Consider the following 13,357-nt stretch of genomic DNA (forward strand, 5'->3'; position numbering starts at 1 on the left):
GTTCGTCAGATACTGGAAATAGTTACTAGACGACCGGTCTAGTTCTGATTAGGCTGTGCTCACTATGAAAAAACCTAATCAAGACATGCGACAACACATCATCGATGTAGCGAAGGCATTGATGACCCACAAAGGCTACACCGCTGTCGGTCTTATGGAAGTGCTGAAGGCGGCGGGTGTACCTAAAGGGTCGTTTTATCACTACTTCTCCTCCAAAGAGGAATTCGGCCAGGCACTATTGGAGGAATACTTTCAGGAGTACATCGGGCGGGTGGACGTCGTTATGGCGGCGCAAGGGACGGGTGCCGAGCGGCTCCTTGGCTATTTGCGCTATTGGGCGAAGACGCAGGCGTTCGATCATCCCGAGGAGAAATGCCTGGTGGTGAAACTCGGCGCCGAAGTGTGCGACCTGTCGGAAGACATGCGCGGCGTACTGGAGGAGGGCACAGCGCTGATCATCGAGAGAATCACGCGATGTGTTCAGCAAGGAATGGCTGATGGCTCAATCACTTCGGCTCAAGACGCAGAATCACTGGCTGAATCGCTGTATCAATTGTGGTTGGGGGCATCGCTTCTGGTAAAAGTCCGCAATACGACGGCTGCCTTTGATACGGCACTGATCACGAGTAAGCGCCTGCTGGCATAGGGGCATTTTTTTTAAGCTTTTAACTAGACGACCGGTCTATTCATTTGGAGTTTTTATGATTGATATTGCCGCAGACACCGACCTGTTTTCCCCTATGACCATGGGGGCGATACAACTGGCTAACCGAATTGTCATGGCCCCCGTGACTCGCAGCCGAATGGCCGACGACGGCGTGCCGAATGAAATGCACGCTACTTATTACGCCCAGCGTGCCAGCGCGGGCCTGATCATTGCCGAGGCCACAAACATTTCGGCTCAGGGGCGTGGCTATGCCATGACGCCCGGAATCTGGACAGAGGAGCAGGTAGCAGGCTGGAAAAAAGTCACTGACGCAGTGCACGCGGCCGGCGGAAAAATCGTCAGCCAGTTGTGGCACGTAGGTCGCTTCTCCAGCGTTGAGTTGCAGCCAAACGGCGAAGCGCCGGTCGCGCCCTCGGCAATCAAGGCCGAAGGGACCACCTATACCAACAATGGCATGGTCGAAGTGTCCATGCCTCGGGCGCTTGAGACCTCAGAGATCCCGGGGATCATCGAGCAGTACAGGCATGCGGCAGAAAATGCCAAGCGAGCCGGTTTCGACGGTGTGGAAGTCCATTCTGCCAACAGCTATCTGCTCGATCAGTTCCTGCGTGATTCCACCAACCAGCGGACTGACCGGTACGGTGGCTCCATCGAAAATCGGACACGACTGACACTTGAAGTCACCGAAGCCGTGGTAGCAATTTGGGGTAGTGATCGGGTCGGCATCCGCCTTTCACCCGTAACTCCTGATGCAGGTAACACGCCTCCAGACAGCAACGTCATGGCGACCTACGGTCACCTCATTCAACAGTTGAACAGATTCAATTTGGCCTATCTGCATTTCGTCGAAGGCGCGACAGCCACCTCTCGTACCGTTCCTGAAGGGGTGGATCTGGACGCGCTGAGTGCGCAGTTCGAAGGTTCGTACATTGGCAACAACAACTATGACCTGGAAATGGCGCTGGAGCGCAGGGCGCAAGGGCGGATTGATGCCGTGGCGTTTGGTCGGTTGTTCATTGCCAACCCCGACCTGGTAGAGCGCCTGCGTCGCGGTGTCGAGCTGACCATAGCTCCGCGCGAGAGTTACTACGGCGGAGGCGCCAAGGGCTACATCGATTGGCCAACGGCCAACTCCAACTGATTAGAGATTCCCTTTGCGTCAGTTCGGCGCGGGGAGGCTTCGTCGCGAAAACATTTCGCCGCACAAGAGGTACTCAAATATGAATTATTTGCAAAACAAGGTTGCCATCGTCACTGGCGCATCTTCCGGCATTGGTGCTGCCACCACCCGCGCATTGGCCGCACAGGGCGCTCGCGTCGTGGCAGCAGCACTCGATCAGCACGGGTTGGAAGCGTTTGTTGCCGAGTTGCGTGAGGCCGGGAGCGACGTGGTCGCGTTCACTACAGACGTTACCCATCTGGATCAAACCAAAGCGCTCGCGAAGTTTGCACAAGATACCTATGGCGCAGTGGACATCCTGGTCAACAACGCCGGTCTGATGCTCTTTTCCAACTGGGTCGATCTGGCCGTGCAGGATTGGGAAAAGATGATCGATGTGAACATCAAGGGCTACCTCAACACTACTGCTGCTGTGTTGCCATTCATGCTTGGACAGAAATCCGGGCAGATTCTCAACATGGACTCCGTTGCAGGCCACCAGGTCGGCCCCGCGGCGGGTGTTTACAGCGCTACCAAGTTCTTCGTCCAGGCCATGACCGAATCCATGCGAAAGGAGTTGGGCGTGCAGCATGGCATCCGCGTCAACACTGTCAGCCCGGGCGTGATCAATACCGGCTGGGCGGACAAGGTCAGCGATCCTGAAGGGCGTAAGGCTGCCCAAGAGCTGAACCGGATTGCCATTGCGCCCGACGATGTTGCCCGCGCAGTGATCTACGCGCTCAACCAACCGGAAAACGTCACCGTCAACGATCTCATCATCTCGCCGACTCGCCAGGATTGGTGATTGTCGTTTGAGTTTCCCGTGTCCGATTGACCAAAAGTCACCGGCAACATGCAACCAGGAGTACATCATGAGTAACCCAACCTACGTCCAGGAATACGACGCGATCGTTGCTGTTCTGAGTCAGTACAACGAAGGTGGTGCCAAGGCTGACAGCACTTTGATGAAGCCCGCGTTCAACGAGCAAGCAACCATGTTTGGCGTCGACGGCGACAAGCTCGTCGGCGGCGCGATCCAGAATCTGTACGACGTCATCGACAACTCTTTCCGCCCATCTCCCGAAGCCAAAGCCGCGATCGTTCGCATCGACATCGTGGGCACTGCCGCCAGTGCGCGCGTTGATACTGACAATGTTTCGGGGTATCGATTCACCGACTTCTTCAACCTGCTGAAGGTAGAAGGCAAGTGGACGATCGTCAGCAAGATTTACCACACCCATCCGACCGCTTGAGCATTTGAGCGCGTCTGGCGGCGTGTGTTTTACGTCGCCCTAATAAAAGGAGAGAACCATGTCAAAGAACATCAAGGCAGTACCAACCTCCGAGTACAACGCTGTCATCGCTACCGCCAATCAGTACGTTGAAGGTCTGCGTGTGGGCAGTGCAGAAGGCGTTGCTCAAGCTTTCCATAAAGACGCTGTGATGTACGGTTTCACAAATGGTGAATTGCTTGGCGGCCCGATCAAGAATCTGTTTGATTTCGTTCAGAAGAATGGCAGCGCCCCAGAAATTACGACTCGCCTCGATATCTTGGCAATCACACCCACGACAGCCGTTGTGCGTGTCGATATGGAAAAGGATGCGATCGGTGCCGACTACAACGACTACCTGACCCTGATCAAAATCGACGGCACCTGGAAGGTCATCGCCAAGGTTTATCACCAGTTCGAAGGTTGAGCGTTCACCGATCCCGGTTGAATCAATCCCGGGATCGGAGCTCGTTCATCGTCAAATGGAGAAGCGATCATGAGTAAGGTTTTCATCATCGGCGCCGCTGGCAAAGTGGGGCGGCGATTGGTTAAGCAGCTCGTCGGGCGAGGTCACGAAACGATCGCACTGCATCGGAACCCGGAGCAGGAAAGTCAGCTTGCGGCCCTGGGCGCGACGCCCGTTATAGGCAATTTGCTTGAGCTGGATCCCGGGCAAATGGCGCGACTTATGTCGGGCATTGATGCCGTGGTCTTCACCGCAGGGGCAGGCGGCGCAGGTATGGATCTGACTAATGCGATTGATGGTCGGGGATTGGAGTTGGCAGTGGCCGCGACAATTCAGGCAGGTGTCCGGCGTTTCATTCTGGTCTCGGCCTTCCCCGATGCGCTGCGTGGTAGTCCGTCATCCGAAGGTTTCGAAAATTACATTGCCGTGAAAAAACGAGCTGATGCTCACTTGGTTGGGACGGGTCTGGATTGGGTAATTGTGCGTCCAGGAACGCTTCTGGATGACCCAGGCACTGGCAGAATCCGTGCTGACGTTGCTATTCCTTACGGTGAAGTTTCGAGAGATGACGTAGCAGCGACACTTGCCGAGTTGATCGAACAGCCCAGGGTGAGTCGAGTCATTATCGAGCTTACTCAAGGTGACATGCCAGTCTCCGACGCTGTTCGCAGGCTTGGTCATGAGCGTTGCTTGCAATGAAATTAGTTTTGATTGGCGCTACGGGGCTGGATGGACGCGAGGTTCTGAAACAGGCGCTCGACGATCCACGGATCAGCCTGGTGGTTGCGCCGACTCGCCGTGCTCTTACAGCACATATCTGAAGGGAGATACACGATGCCGATGGTTGAGTTTTCCGCTGTCTTGGACAGCAATGTTGGACATGCCTGGAGCGTGTTGAAAAAATTTGGAGAGATTCATAAATGGCATCCATCGATTGTCGAAAGCAGCATTGAGGACAACCAACCTGATGGATTGGTCGGCTGTATTCGCAGACTCACGCTGGCCGATGGCGCAGTTGTCAGGGAGCGTTTGTTATCGGTCGATGATCACAATACAACGCTATCCTACCGCTTCGAGGAGGCGCCATTACCGCTGGACAACTATGTTGCCACGGTGAAATTGGCCTCTCTCACTGGACAGCCCAAGACGTTCATCAATTGGTCTGCAAGCTTTGACCTGCAAGATTTGAATACAGCAGACGACTATCAGGAACTCATACGTGGACTGATCGTGGATGGTCACAATAGCCTTCAGCTGTTTCTAAACAGGCATTGAACATTTCAAAGAATTGACGCGTACAGGCTTGGCCAGGCAAGTATTCTAAGCGTGGATACCAAAGGCCCTGGAAGCTGATGATTGTCGGCTCAAAGCAGTGCTGAAGCACAAAGCCCTCGCGTGATCAGATGGTGGAACAGGAAGCGACCGAACTCGCCGGCACCGCAGAGCGCCTGAGCTCCAAAATCTTTCGCTCATGAACAGCTCCCCATTCCCGCATGGCACTCACCAAAGGCGCGAGAGAGTTGCCTAATTCTGTCAGCGAATACTCAACCTTTGGCGGCACCTCGCGATAGATTTCGCGATGTATAACCCCATCAGTCTCCAGCTCTCTCAACTGGAGTGTCAGCATCCTCTGAGTGATATCTGGAATGAGGCGTCGGAGCTCGTTGAAGCGCTTCGTTCCAGACATCAAGTGAAACAGTATGAGCGATTTCCATTTTCCACCTATGACATCGACAGTAAACGCGACGGGACAAGCGAAGGCCTCAATTTCATCCTGAGGGTTACATTTTTTCACTGAAATCACCATGGTATAAAAAGTGTGCCTACAGCACAAAATTGTGCGTACTTACACGCAAGTGGTGTGTAAGTTAGCATGATTCCATATTGACCAGTATGGAATCCGCCAGATGAGTTTGTTGTTATCCCCCCATGAAATTAAAGGCCTTAAACTGAAAAACCGGGTCGTCATGTCCCCCATGTGCATGCACATGGCAGCGGATGATGGCTTTGTCACTGATTGGCACCGCGTTCATTATGGAGCTCGCGCACTGGGTCAGGCGGCGCTGATTTTTCCCGAGACGCTGGCTATCCAGGCTGACGGTCGTATCGGGGCTGGTGACCTTGGGATCTGGAGCGATGAACACGTTGTCGGCTTGAAAGGGCTAACCGAACTGCTTCACAGCTTTGGTGCGAAAGCCGGCGCTCAGATCGGCCATGCGGGACGCAATGCCGATCTGCCCAACCTTATTCATATCGCCCCGTCGGCGATTCCGTTTACGGATTCCAGCCCTGTGCCTCGGGCACTCGCGGCTGACGAAATTCCGGGTTTGGTGAAGCTTTATGGCGATGCCGCACGACGCGCCAGTGAAGCGGGCTTTGATGTGCTCGAGATCCATGCCGCTCACGGTTATTTGCTGAGTGAGTTCCTATCCCCACTCGCCAATACCCGCGATGACGAATATGGCGGTGATGCCAAGCGTCGCTATCGCTTCCTGCGCGAAGTGCTGGAGGAAGTCAAAACCCATTGGGGCGATCGTCCTCTGTTTGTTCGTATCTCCAGCTCTGATTACGCCGAAGGCGGAAACACACCCGAGTCATTTCTTGAATACGGTCGCTGGATGAAAGAGCAGGGCGTCGATCTGATCGACTGCAGCTCCGGTGGGATCAAAATGATCAAGGTTCAGACTTATCCAGGTTACCAAGTACCGGCCGCTGAGTTGCTACGTAAGGAGCTGCATATTGCGACGGGTGCAGTGGGTGTGATTCAGAGTGGTCGTCAAGCCGAGGAAATCCTGCAGAACGGCCGAGCTGACTTGGTGTTTGTCGGACGGCAAATGCTGCGCGATCCATTTTGGGTGCGTACTGCAGCAGATGACTTGAAAGAAGCCATTGAGATTCCTGAAGCCTACACTCGTTACGGCTCTGTATGGCTAGATACCAAAGCGTGAATTTGCCCTCGTCATAAGCGTGCCAGACCTTAATCCAATTCGACTCGATGAACCAGGAATACACCATGAGCAAACCTACTTACGTTCACGAATACCAAGCCATCACCGAGGTGCTGAATAAGTACATTGAGGGCTGCAAGCAAGCGAAAAGCAGCATCATGAAGCCAGCTTTCGATGAGCGAGCAACCATGTTCAGCGTCGATGTAGACGGTCACTTGGCCGGTGGTGCAATTCAAATCCTTTTCAAGGGTATTGATGAAGGTTTTCGCCCGTCCCCTGATGCACCGGCAGCTATCGTCCGCATTGAAATCGTTGGTACGGCCGCTAGCGCACGCATCGACGCCAACGACATGTCCGGCATTTCCTTCACCGACTTTTTCCACCTGTTGAAAGTCGATGGCAAGTGGGCGGTCGTCAGTAAGATCTTTCACACCCACGTCGCGCCTTGACCCTCTGTCGTCTATGAGTCTGCGGCAATTGAGGCTTCCCATCACTCATCAATAAAAATGGAAGCGTCATGAAAACCCTTACATCTGCTCTCGCTCCGACGGTCGTCACTCTTGCGCCCGTTAGCGCGTACGCCACCACATACCCGGGAGTAGAGCAAAACTGTGAGATTCACGGGCCATTACTCCTGCGGTACCAGCGCAGCAATCAATTCGTGGGTGGTCACGATTGAGTGAGCGAAAGTCGGCCCGTTCAGGTCGTGGGCGGCGTGCATCATTTCCGCACGGAAAGCGGCGGTCGCGTCACGCACCAAGGTGACGTGGTAGCCCAATTCCGAGGCGTAGCGGGCGGTCGCTTCGATGCAGGTATTGGCGAGCAGGCCGACGATGATGACGTGGGTGATGCCTATCTGCTTCAGGCGAAAATCGAGGTCGGTATTGGCAAAGCCGCTGGCGCCCCAATGTTCCTGTACGACGATGTCGCCGTCCTTCGGCGCGAAATCGGGATGCCATTCGCCGCCCCATTCACCGCGTGCGAAGTGGTGCATGTGCATGATTTTGCATTGGGTCGGCGTTGGATGGTCCCAGCCTTCGTAGTCGCCGTGTTCCCAGCGGTGGTGCGGCACAATAACCACCGGAATGTTCTGCGCTCGTACGGCGCGATCGAGGGCCCGCAGGTTGTCGAGCAGCCCGACCTGGTCGGCAATCGGCTTGATCAAGGGGAAGACCTTGCCGTTCTCCGAGAGGAAGTCGTTGTACGGATCGACCAGCAGATAAGCGGTGCGGTTCAGCGGATAGAGGGCGTTCGACATGACGATGTACTCCACACAGGTTGAGTGACCGGTGCCGTGGGCTTGCCGGGGCATCGTGTTGATAAGCTGCTTGGTCAGGCTGTGGTGGACTCTCGTGCCACCTGCCTGAGGATGTGTTCGTATTCCTTGACTGAATGCGATCCGGACACCAACTGACGACCGTTCAGCACCATGGCCGGGACCGAATTAATTCCGCGTTCAAGGTAAAACCCCTCAAGTTCGCGGACCTCGCTAGCGAACGCCTCGCTAGTCAAAATCTCGCGGGCGCGGGTGGTTGAAAGACCCGCTTCACCGGCCAGGCGCACCAATGTTTCGTAATCGCTGGGGTTCTGGCCGTTGGTGAAATAAGCCTCGAGCAGGATTTTCTTCAGCGCGACCTGGCGGCCCTCCTGCACGGCCCAGAGCAGAAGGCGATGGGCGTCGAAGGTGTTGTAGAAATGGTTGCGCTTTTCCAGGTCGAACTGAAAACCGATGGCTTTGCCACGCGCGATGATCATTTCATTGCGCGAGGAAACTTCTTCGGCGCTGCGCCCATATTTGCGCATCATGTGCTGGATGGCGTGCTCGCCCTCGGCCGGCATGTCCGGGTTCAGTTCGAAAGGCTTGAAGGTCAGCTCCACTGCAACTTCGCCGGCAACATTAGCGATGGCTTGTTCCAGCGCTTTGGCGCCGAGTGCGCACCAGGGGCACACCACATCCGACACAAAGTCGATCCTGACAGGAAAGGTCATTTCTTCGACTCTGTCAGTTGTTGGCGGTACTCGGTGGTGGTAATTCCGGCATAGCCCCAGTTGTCGGTATCGACCTCTTCAATAACGATATGGGTGAGGTGCGGGTCCTTGTTGAGGACTGTTTGCATGGTTTTGGTGATCTCGGCGATGACTTGGGATTTCTGTTCCTTGGTGACGCCATCGCGGGTGATACGAACGCTGATGAAAGGCATGGGGAAGTCTCCTGTTGGCGCCCCATCGACATGATGAGGTGAGCAGTGGGATGGACTTTAAAGTGTCGCTTTCAGTGGATAAATCAGGGGCGGAGAACATCACTTGTGACGTTGTGTAATCAATACATCTGCAGAAGGTAAATCGCCCTCCCTGGCGGCGGCCGCAGGGGAGGGCGAATGCTACGGCAGGAGGAATCAGTTCTGCGCTTTGCTCATGTGGGTGAAAAGCTCGGTGGGTACTTTCTTGCCGTTGGAAAGGTATTGGTTGCTTCTGAACTTGTAGACCTCGCCTTCAGAAAGAAAACCATCGTGGTTGGTGTCCATCGCTTGAAATTCTTCACCGCCCTGAGGTGCCACAGCCAGGAGTTCTTTGAGAGAGACGCGACCATCATGGTCGGTATCTGTGCGAGCGAAAGAGTCGTCACCACACTTGCCTTCACCGCACTTGCCTTCGGCAGTCACGGACTTGTCGCTGGCTTGGCTGGCACCGCATTTGCCTTCGCCACACTTGCCTTCGCCGACCTTATCCGCCGATGCCAGCTGATAGCCTTGGGGCAACGGCTCAACAGCAAAAGCCGCAGACGATGCCAGGCTCATGCCACCGGCTAAAGCGATAGCGGCCAGGCCAAGACTTTTTTTGTTCGAGAAAGATTTACGGTACATGGTGATTCTCCAGATACTTTGCGCGGCCGGGCCGCGGTTCACGCCACAGGGCGAATAAACCCGCAAGGAAGCTCTAGGCGAAGTGGGAAAAGCCTTGAGTTACAAGGCTTATGCGCGCAAGCGTCTTCCACTTCGACAGGGCGACCTTATTCGGGTAAGGCTTATTTAGCCGGGGTCATGTATCCACGATGTATCAAGCGAGAGATGCATTTGTAAGCCAATCCCAAGACTTCGCGTGCAGGTACATAGAGATACAAAAGCTGACCTCGGCCGTTGATCACTCGTCAGGACTACGGCCTTGAAACCGGTGTCGCTGCTACGCCGACGGCAGCTTGCTGATGAAGCTGGCGCAGCAGAACCAGCGCGTCGGCAACGAAGCTGGTCACATCTGATGCACCAGCCTCTGCAGCCAAAGCATGCAACTGCGCCCGGCCATCCATGTGAGGGAACTGCTCGATGCGCTGCAACAAGCGGTACGTCAGAGGACTGACCTGGGAGAACTGCACTTGACCACTCGGCACCCGGCTGATCAGCAGCAACGTCGGTAGTTCTGGCGGTTCAGAAGGCAGGTGGCCTGGCCCGAGACGATGTACGGCCCAGGTGTAAGCCAACGGCCAGACGAGCGGGGATAGCCGAAGGGGGCGGTCGAGTAGGTGCGCCGCATCACTGGTCTCCAGCGGCGCAGCGTCCAACTGTTGCAGCGCCATCTCCACCCACTCGTAATGGGCCAATTCAGGCAAGAACGGGTACCAGGGATGCTCAAAGCCAGGCGCGTCCTCCAGGCTCGCTACGAAGTCTACAAACTCACGAGCAATTTCTCCGAAACGTGGCGTTTGCGCGCGGTAGTCACGCAAAAAACGTCGGACCAGCGCACGCCAGCCAGCATCGCCCAACACGGCAACCAGTACCGGAAACGTTCCGCCCAGCAAACTCAGGAGATTATTGAACACCAGGTTCAGATAGACCTGTGCTCTTGCGGGATTCATCTGCGCAGGCGGCGCGTAACTGTCCGGGTCACGCAGGTAACGGGTCAGCGCGAGCTGCTGACTGTGCAAACTTGCAGTGGAGTCAGCCATCGACGGTCACCCGCGCCAAAGCGTCCGCGTCGCGCTGCAACCGCCTGATGGTATTCAGCTCAGCCACAAGTTCGTCGTAAGACGGAAAGTTGAAATCGCGCTCCAGCAGCGTTGGCTTTACACCAAAGAGGCCATAAGCCTGTTCCAGCAATGACCAGACTACCGGTTTGACCGAAGCACCATGGGTGTCGATTATCAGGTCATCGGCTTCGTCGTAATGCCCAGCCACGTGCATGGCGACTACGCGTTCTGGTTCCACGCCGGCCAGGAAAACCGTTGGATCAAACCGATGGTTCACTGAGTTGACGTACACATTATTAACGTCGAGCAACAGGTCGCAATCAGCCTCGCGAAGTACTGCATTGGTGAAAGTAAGCTCGTCCATATCCTGATGAGCAGCGGCGTAATAAGAGACGTTCTCTACGGCAAGACGGCGGCCGAGGATGTCCTGTGCACGACGGATGCGCGCGGCAACGTGATGAACCGCCTCCTCAGTAAATGGCAACGGCAGCAGGTCGTATAGATGGCCATCGTCACTGCAGTAACTCAGGTGTTCGCTATAAAACGGCACGTGGTAGCGATCGAGAAATCCTCGTACTTGCTCAAGAAAAGACTCGTCCAGAGGCGCACTGCCACCTAGCGACAGTGACAGGCCATGGCATGACAACGGGTAGCGTTCAGCTAGCGACTGCAGAGCATCCCCATGAGCGCCGCCGATGCCGATCCAGTTCTCTGGAGCAACCTCTAGAAAATCGAAATCCCCGACTGGAGCGTCACGAAGTGTTTTGAGTAGTGCGCGGCGCAATCCGAGGCCAACGGTCGCCTCACGAGCGGGCTGTGGAGCTAAAGATATTGACGATGAAATGTTCGTTTGCATTCGCTTGATTCTCCGAGTCGATGTAACTGACGAAAGCAATGACGATTCAGCGTGCATTCAAACGCTGGATACACCGATGGATGAATGCATCCAGGCTCAGCTTGCCGGCCCCAGTGAACAGCAGCGGCACAAGTGCTACGAGGTAGATCAAGGGCAGCTTGTAATTGCCGTAGCCCTGATTGCTGATGGAGTAGCCTCTTGCGAGTTCGCTCAACGTCGACCAGTCTGCTGGCCAATGAACTGCGGCAGTTGCCACAACGGTGACCACGATGAGGATCAGTGCTGAAAGACGTGTTCCCAGACCTACAAGCAAAGCAATGGAACAGAGCAGTTCTGCCCACATTGATAACTGCCAATTGAACGTAGCGGGCAGCTGATTGAAGGGAAAAGGAAAGGCACCTTGAATGCTTGGGAACCAGTTCTCACCGTTCCACTTTTCCCACCCGGCCTCAAAAAACTCCCACGCCAGAAAAACGCGCAGGCTTAAAGGCGCGATCCAGTCTCCGACGCGATCGAGGTTAAGGTGCAGCCGATTCAAGACCGATGACGTGTTTGTTTGCATTGATTTAAACCTCCGACTTGTCGTCAAGAAAGTGGAAGCATTTCAGGTGCTCCCAATGAGAGGTGCCAGGCACGGTACCCACTGCGCTGGCCGTGACCGTAGTTCATCGGGTTGGTGTATCTCGCTTGTGTCTTGCGCTGCTGGAAGCTCAATGTTGTGTAACGCGTCCGCCTCTATACACACTTGGATACAGACCAATACCCGACAATGGTTGTGGCAAGGTTTGATTCATTCGAGATGTCACGTCCAACTGAACATCGTTGTTCCAAATGCGTCGAAGAAGGCTAAGCCACTCTCGTTCCCAGCCAATGAGTTCAACTTCCTGATGCTCACCAACCTTTGGTATGTCGTCCTGCCATCCACGCAATTGACCGACGAACTTGCGGCAGTACGCTTGCTTGGCCAGCCATTCGTTGCCTTTCGTGACGACAACGGGAAGGCGCATCTTCTGTCCGATGTCTGTGTCCATCGTGGTGGCTCGCTTTCGGCCGGCACCAAAGTCGGGGAGAGCGTGCAGTGTCCCTACCACGGGTGGCGGTTCGGAGCGGATGGCGTCTGCACACATATCCCGGCACAGCCGCATGTGCGCATCCCCGCCAAGGCTCGAGTCGATGCCTATCCCACACTTGAACGCTACGGCTGGGTCTGGGCATTTCTCGGCGATCTGCCCGAGCACGAAAGGCCGCCGCTACCCGTGCTCGACTGGATAGATGACGCGAACATTCGTGTGGTTTCCGGGTATTTCGACTGGGAGGCAAGTTGGGATCGTGTCATTGAGAACGGGCTCGACTTTGCGCACGCGCCATTCGTTCACGGCAGCACGTTCGGCGACCCTGATCATCCTGAGATCGATGCATTTGAAGTGGATGGCGATGCATGGAGTGGGCGCGCGAAGATGATCATGCGGCGCCCAAAACGCACCGGGTTATTTCGACGTAAATCTGCGACTGAGCGGGTGAGCGTGGAGACGATTCCAGGCTTTCATCTGTCTGGTCCGTGCACGACGCTGGAACTTGAATTGCCGAATGGGTGGCGAATCCACATTGTCTCGGCGCATGTCCCCATTGATGCCAACCGCACGCGAACCTGGTGGATGATGGGCCGTACATTCCTCCGATCCCGACTGTTTGACCGACGTTTTGTTGCCAGCAATATTCGGATCTTCGAGCAGGATCATGAAGTGCTGAAGAATGTCCGGCCAGAACGTGTACCGGATTCCTGGCAGCAGGAAGTGTCGTTGAAATCGGACGCGTTGCAGATTTTCTTCAGGCGTCGTGTGAAAGAGTTGGAGCAGAACGGCTGGCGTATCGACGAAGACCGACTCGGACGAGAATTCACGGGGCGAAAGGCTTGCGCGGTGCCGAGCCCAGAACGTCGGCAGGCGCGTGCCTGGGCGATTGAGACCATCCCGCTTACGCAGGTTGAAGCAGTCGAAGACGCTTCAAAGCTGTAGCGGGATTGCGCCTG

Annotated in this window: 18 protein-coding genes; 10 read left to right on the top strand and 8 right to left on the bottom strand. The window is 55.4% G+C overall.

Annotation, left to right across the window (positions count from 1 at the left end):
* Positions 1-64 precede the first annotated feature (64 nt).
* The 7 genes from DCO47_RS01780 to DCO47_RS01815 all read left to right on the top strand — a co-directional run bounded on the left by DCO47_RS01780 (position 65) and on the right by DCO47_RS01815 (position 4,838).
* The gene (locus DCO47_RS01780) at positions 65-646 is read left to right on the top strand and encodes a TetR/AcrR family transcriptional regulator (RefSeq protein ID WP_064362378.1); all 582 of its coding nucleotides are present in this window, start codon (positions 65-67) and stop codon (positions 644-646) included.
* A 55-nt stretch (positions 647-701) separates the two neighbouring features.
* The gene (locus DCO47_RS01785; protein WP_064362377.1) at positions 702-1,808 is read left to right on the top strand and encodes an alkene reductase; all 1,107 of its coding nucleotides are present in this window, start codon (positions 702-704) and stop codon (positions 1,806-1,808) included.
* Positions 1,809-1,887: 79 nt separating this feature from the next.
* Complete coding sequence (locus DCO47_RS01790; protein WP_065617354.1) at positions 1,888-2,631, top strand: SDR family oxidoreductase; 744 nt, start codon at positions 1,888-1,890, stop codon at positions 2,629-2,631.
* A gap of 67 nt (positions 2,632-2,698) precedes the next feature.
* A complete protein-coding gene (locus tag DCO47_RS01795) occupies positions 2,699-3,079 on the top strand; it encodes a nuclear transport factor 2 family protein (RefSeq protein ID WP_064362371.1) in 381 nt (126 codons plus the stop codon).
* A gap of 58 nt (positions 3,080-3,137) precedes the next feature.
* Positions 3,138-3,524, top strand: a complete 387-nt coding sequence (locus DCO47_RS01800) for a nuclear transport factor 2 family protein (RefSeq protein ID WP_048728942.1) — start codon at positions 3,138-3,140, stop codon at positions 3,522-3,524.
* Positions 3,525-3,593: 69 nt separating this feature from the next.
* A complete protein-coding gene (locus DCO47_RS01805; RefSeq protein WP_064362369.1) occupies positions 3,594-4,262 on the top strand; it encodes an NAD(P)-binding oxidoreductase in 669 nt (222 codons plus the stop codon).
* 135 nt (positions 4,263-4,397) lie between these two features.
* Positions 4,398-4,838, top strand: a complete 441-nt coding sequence (locus tag DCO47_RS01815; RefSeq protein WP_064362367.1) for an SRPBCC family protein — start codon at positions 4,398-4,400, stop codon at positions 4,836-4,838.
* Positions 4,839-4,962: 124 nt separating this feature from the next.
* Here DCO47_RS01815 and DCO47_RS01820 read toward each other — a convergent pair whose 3' ends face one another.
* Complete coding sequence (locus DCO47_RS01820; RefSeq protein ID WP_064362365.1) at positions 4,963-5,358, bottom strand: helix-turn-helix domain-containing protein; 396 nt, start codon at positions 5,356-5,358, stop codon at positions 4,963-4,965.
* A gap of 112 nt (positions 5,359-5,470) precedes the next feature.
* Between DCO47_RS01820 and namA the strand changes: the two genes are divergently transcribed.
* Positions 5,471-6,511, top strand: coding sequence for an NADPH dehydrogenase NamA (namA, locus tag DCO47_RS01825; protein ID WP_064362363.1), 1,041 nt, complete (start codon positions 5,471-5,473; stop codon positions 6,509-6,511).
* A gap of 65 nt (positions 6,512-6,576) precedes the next feature.
* Positions 6,577-6,960 carry a nuclear transport factor 2 family protein gene (locus DCO47_RS01830; RefSeq protein ID WP_064362362.1) on the top strand — a complete coding sequence of 128 codons (384 nt, stop codon included), beginning with the start codon at positions 6,577-6,579 and terminating at the stop codon, positions 6,958-6,960.
* A gap of 179 nt (positions 6,961-7,139) precedes the next feature.
* Here the strand turns inward: DCO47_RS01830 and DCO47_RS01835 are convergent, their stop codons facing one another.
* The 7 genes from DCO47_RS01835 to DCO47_RS01865 form a co-directional block, all read right to left on the bottom strand.
* Positions 7,140-7,769: an isochorismatase family cysteine hydrolase gene (locus DCO47_RS01835; RefSeq protein WP_116657312.1), complete on the bottom strand. Its 630-nt coding sequence runs from the start codon at positions 7,767-7,769 to the stop codon at positions 7,140-7,142.
* A gap of 74 nt (positions 7,770-7,843) precedes the next feature.
* Positions 7,844-8,500, bottom strand: coding sequence for a DsbA family oxidoreductase (locus tag DCO47_RS01840; RefSeq protein ID WP_116657313.1), 657 nt, complete (start codon positions 8,498-8,500; stop codon positions 7,844-7,846).
* Positions 8,497-8,712: a 4-oxalocrotonate tautomerase family protein gene (locus DCO47_RS01845; RefSeq protein ID WP_016774741.1), complete on the bottom strand. Its 216-nt coding sequence runs from the start codon at positions 8,710-8,712 to the stop codon at positions 8,497-8,499. The genes DCO47_RS01840 and DCO47_RS01845 overlap by 4 nt, the downstream gene beginning before the upstream one ends.
* Before the next feature lie 195 nt (positions 8,713-8,907).
* Positions 8,908-9,375 (bottom strand): hypothetical protein, encoded by a 468-nt coding sequence (locus tag DCO47_RS01850; RefSeq protein ID WP_116657314.1) that lies wholly within the window; start codon positions 9,373-9,375, stop codon positions 8,908-8,910.
* Positions 9,376-9,665: 290 nt separating this feature from the next.
* The gene (locus tag DCO47_RS01855; RefSeq protein WP_116657315.1) at positions 9,666-10,451 is read right to left on the bottom strand and encodes a DUF2063 domain-containing protein; all 786 of its coding nucleotides are present in this window, start codon (positions 10,449-10,451) and stop codon (positions 9,666-9,668) included.
* Entirely contained in the window at positions 10,444-11,328 is an 885-nt protein-coding gene (locus DCO47_RS01860; RefSeq protein ID WP_116657316.1) for a DUF692 domain-containing protein, read from the bottom strand. The genes DCO47_RS01855 and DCO47_RS01860 overlap by 8 nt, the downstream gene beginning before the upstream one ends.
* A gap of 46 nt (positions 11,329-11,374) precedes the next feature.
* Positions 11,375-11,890: a DoxX family protein gene (locus DCO47_RS01865; RefSeq protein WP_042609971.1), complete on the bottom strand. Its 516-nt coding sequence runs from the start codon at positions 11,888-11,890 to the stop codon at positions 11,375-11,377.
* A gap of 325 nt (positions 11,891-12,215) precedes the next feature.
* Between DCO47_RS01865 and DCO47_RS01870 the strand changes: the two genes are divergently transcribed.
* On the top strand, positions 12,216-13,343 hold the full coding sequence (locus tag DCO47_RS01870) for an aromatic ring-hydroxylating dioxygenase subunit alpha (protein ID WP_116657345.1): 1,128 nt from the start codon (positions 12,216-12,218) through the stop codon (positions 13,341-13,343).
* Positions 13,344-13,357: the final 14 nt, after the last annotated feature.

Source organism: Pseudomonas sp. NDM, from assembly GCF_003105095.1.
Taxonomy (GTDB): domain Bacteria; phylum Pseudomonadota; class Gammaproteobacteria; order Pseudomonadales; family Pseudomonadaceae; genus Aquipseudomonas; species Aquipseudomonas moraviensis_A.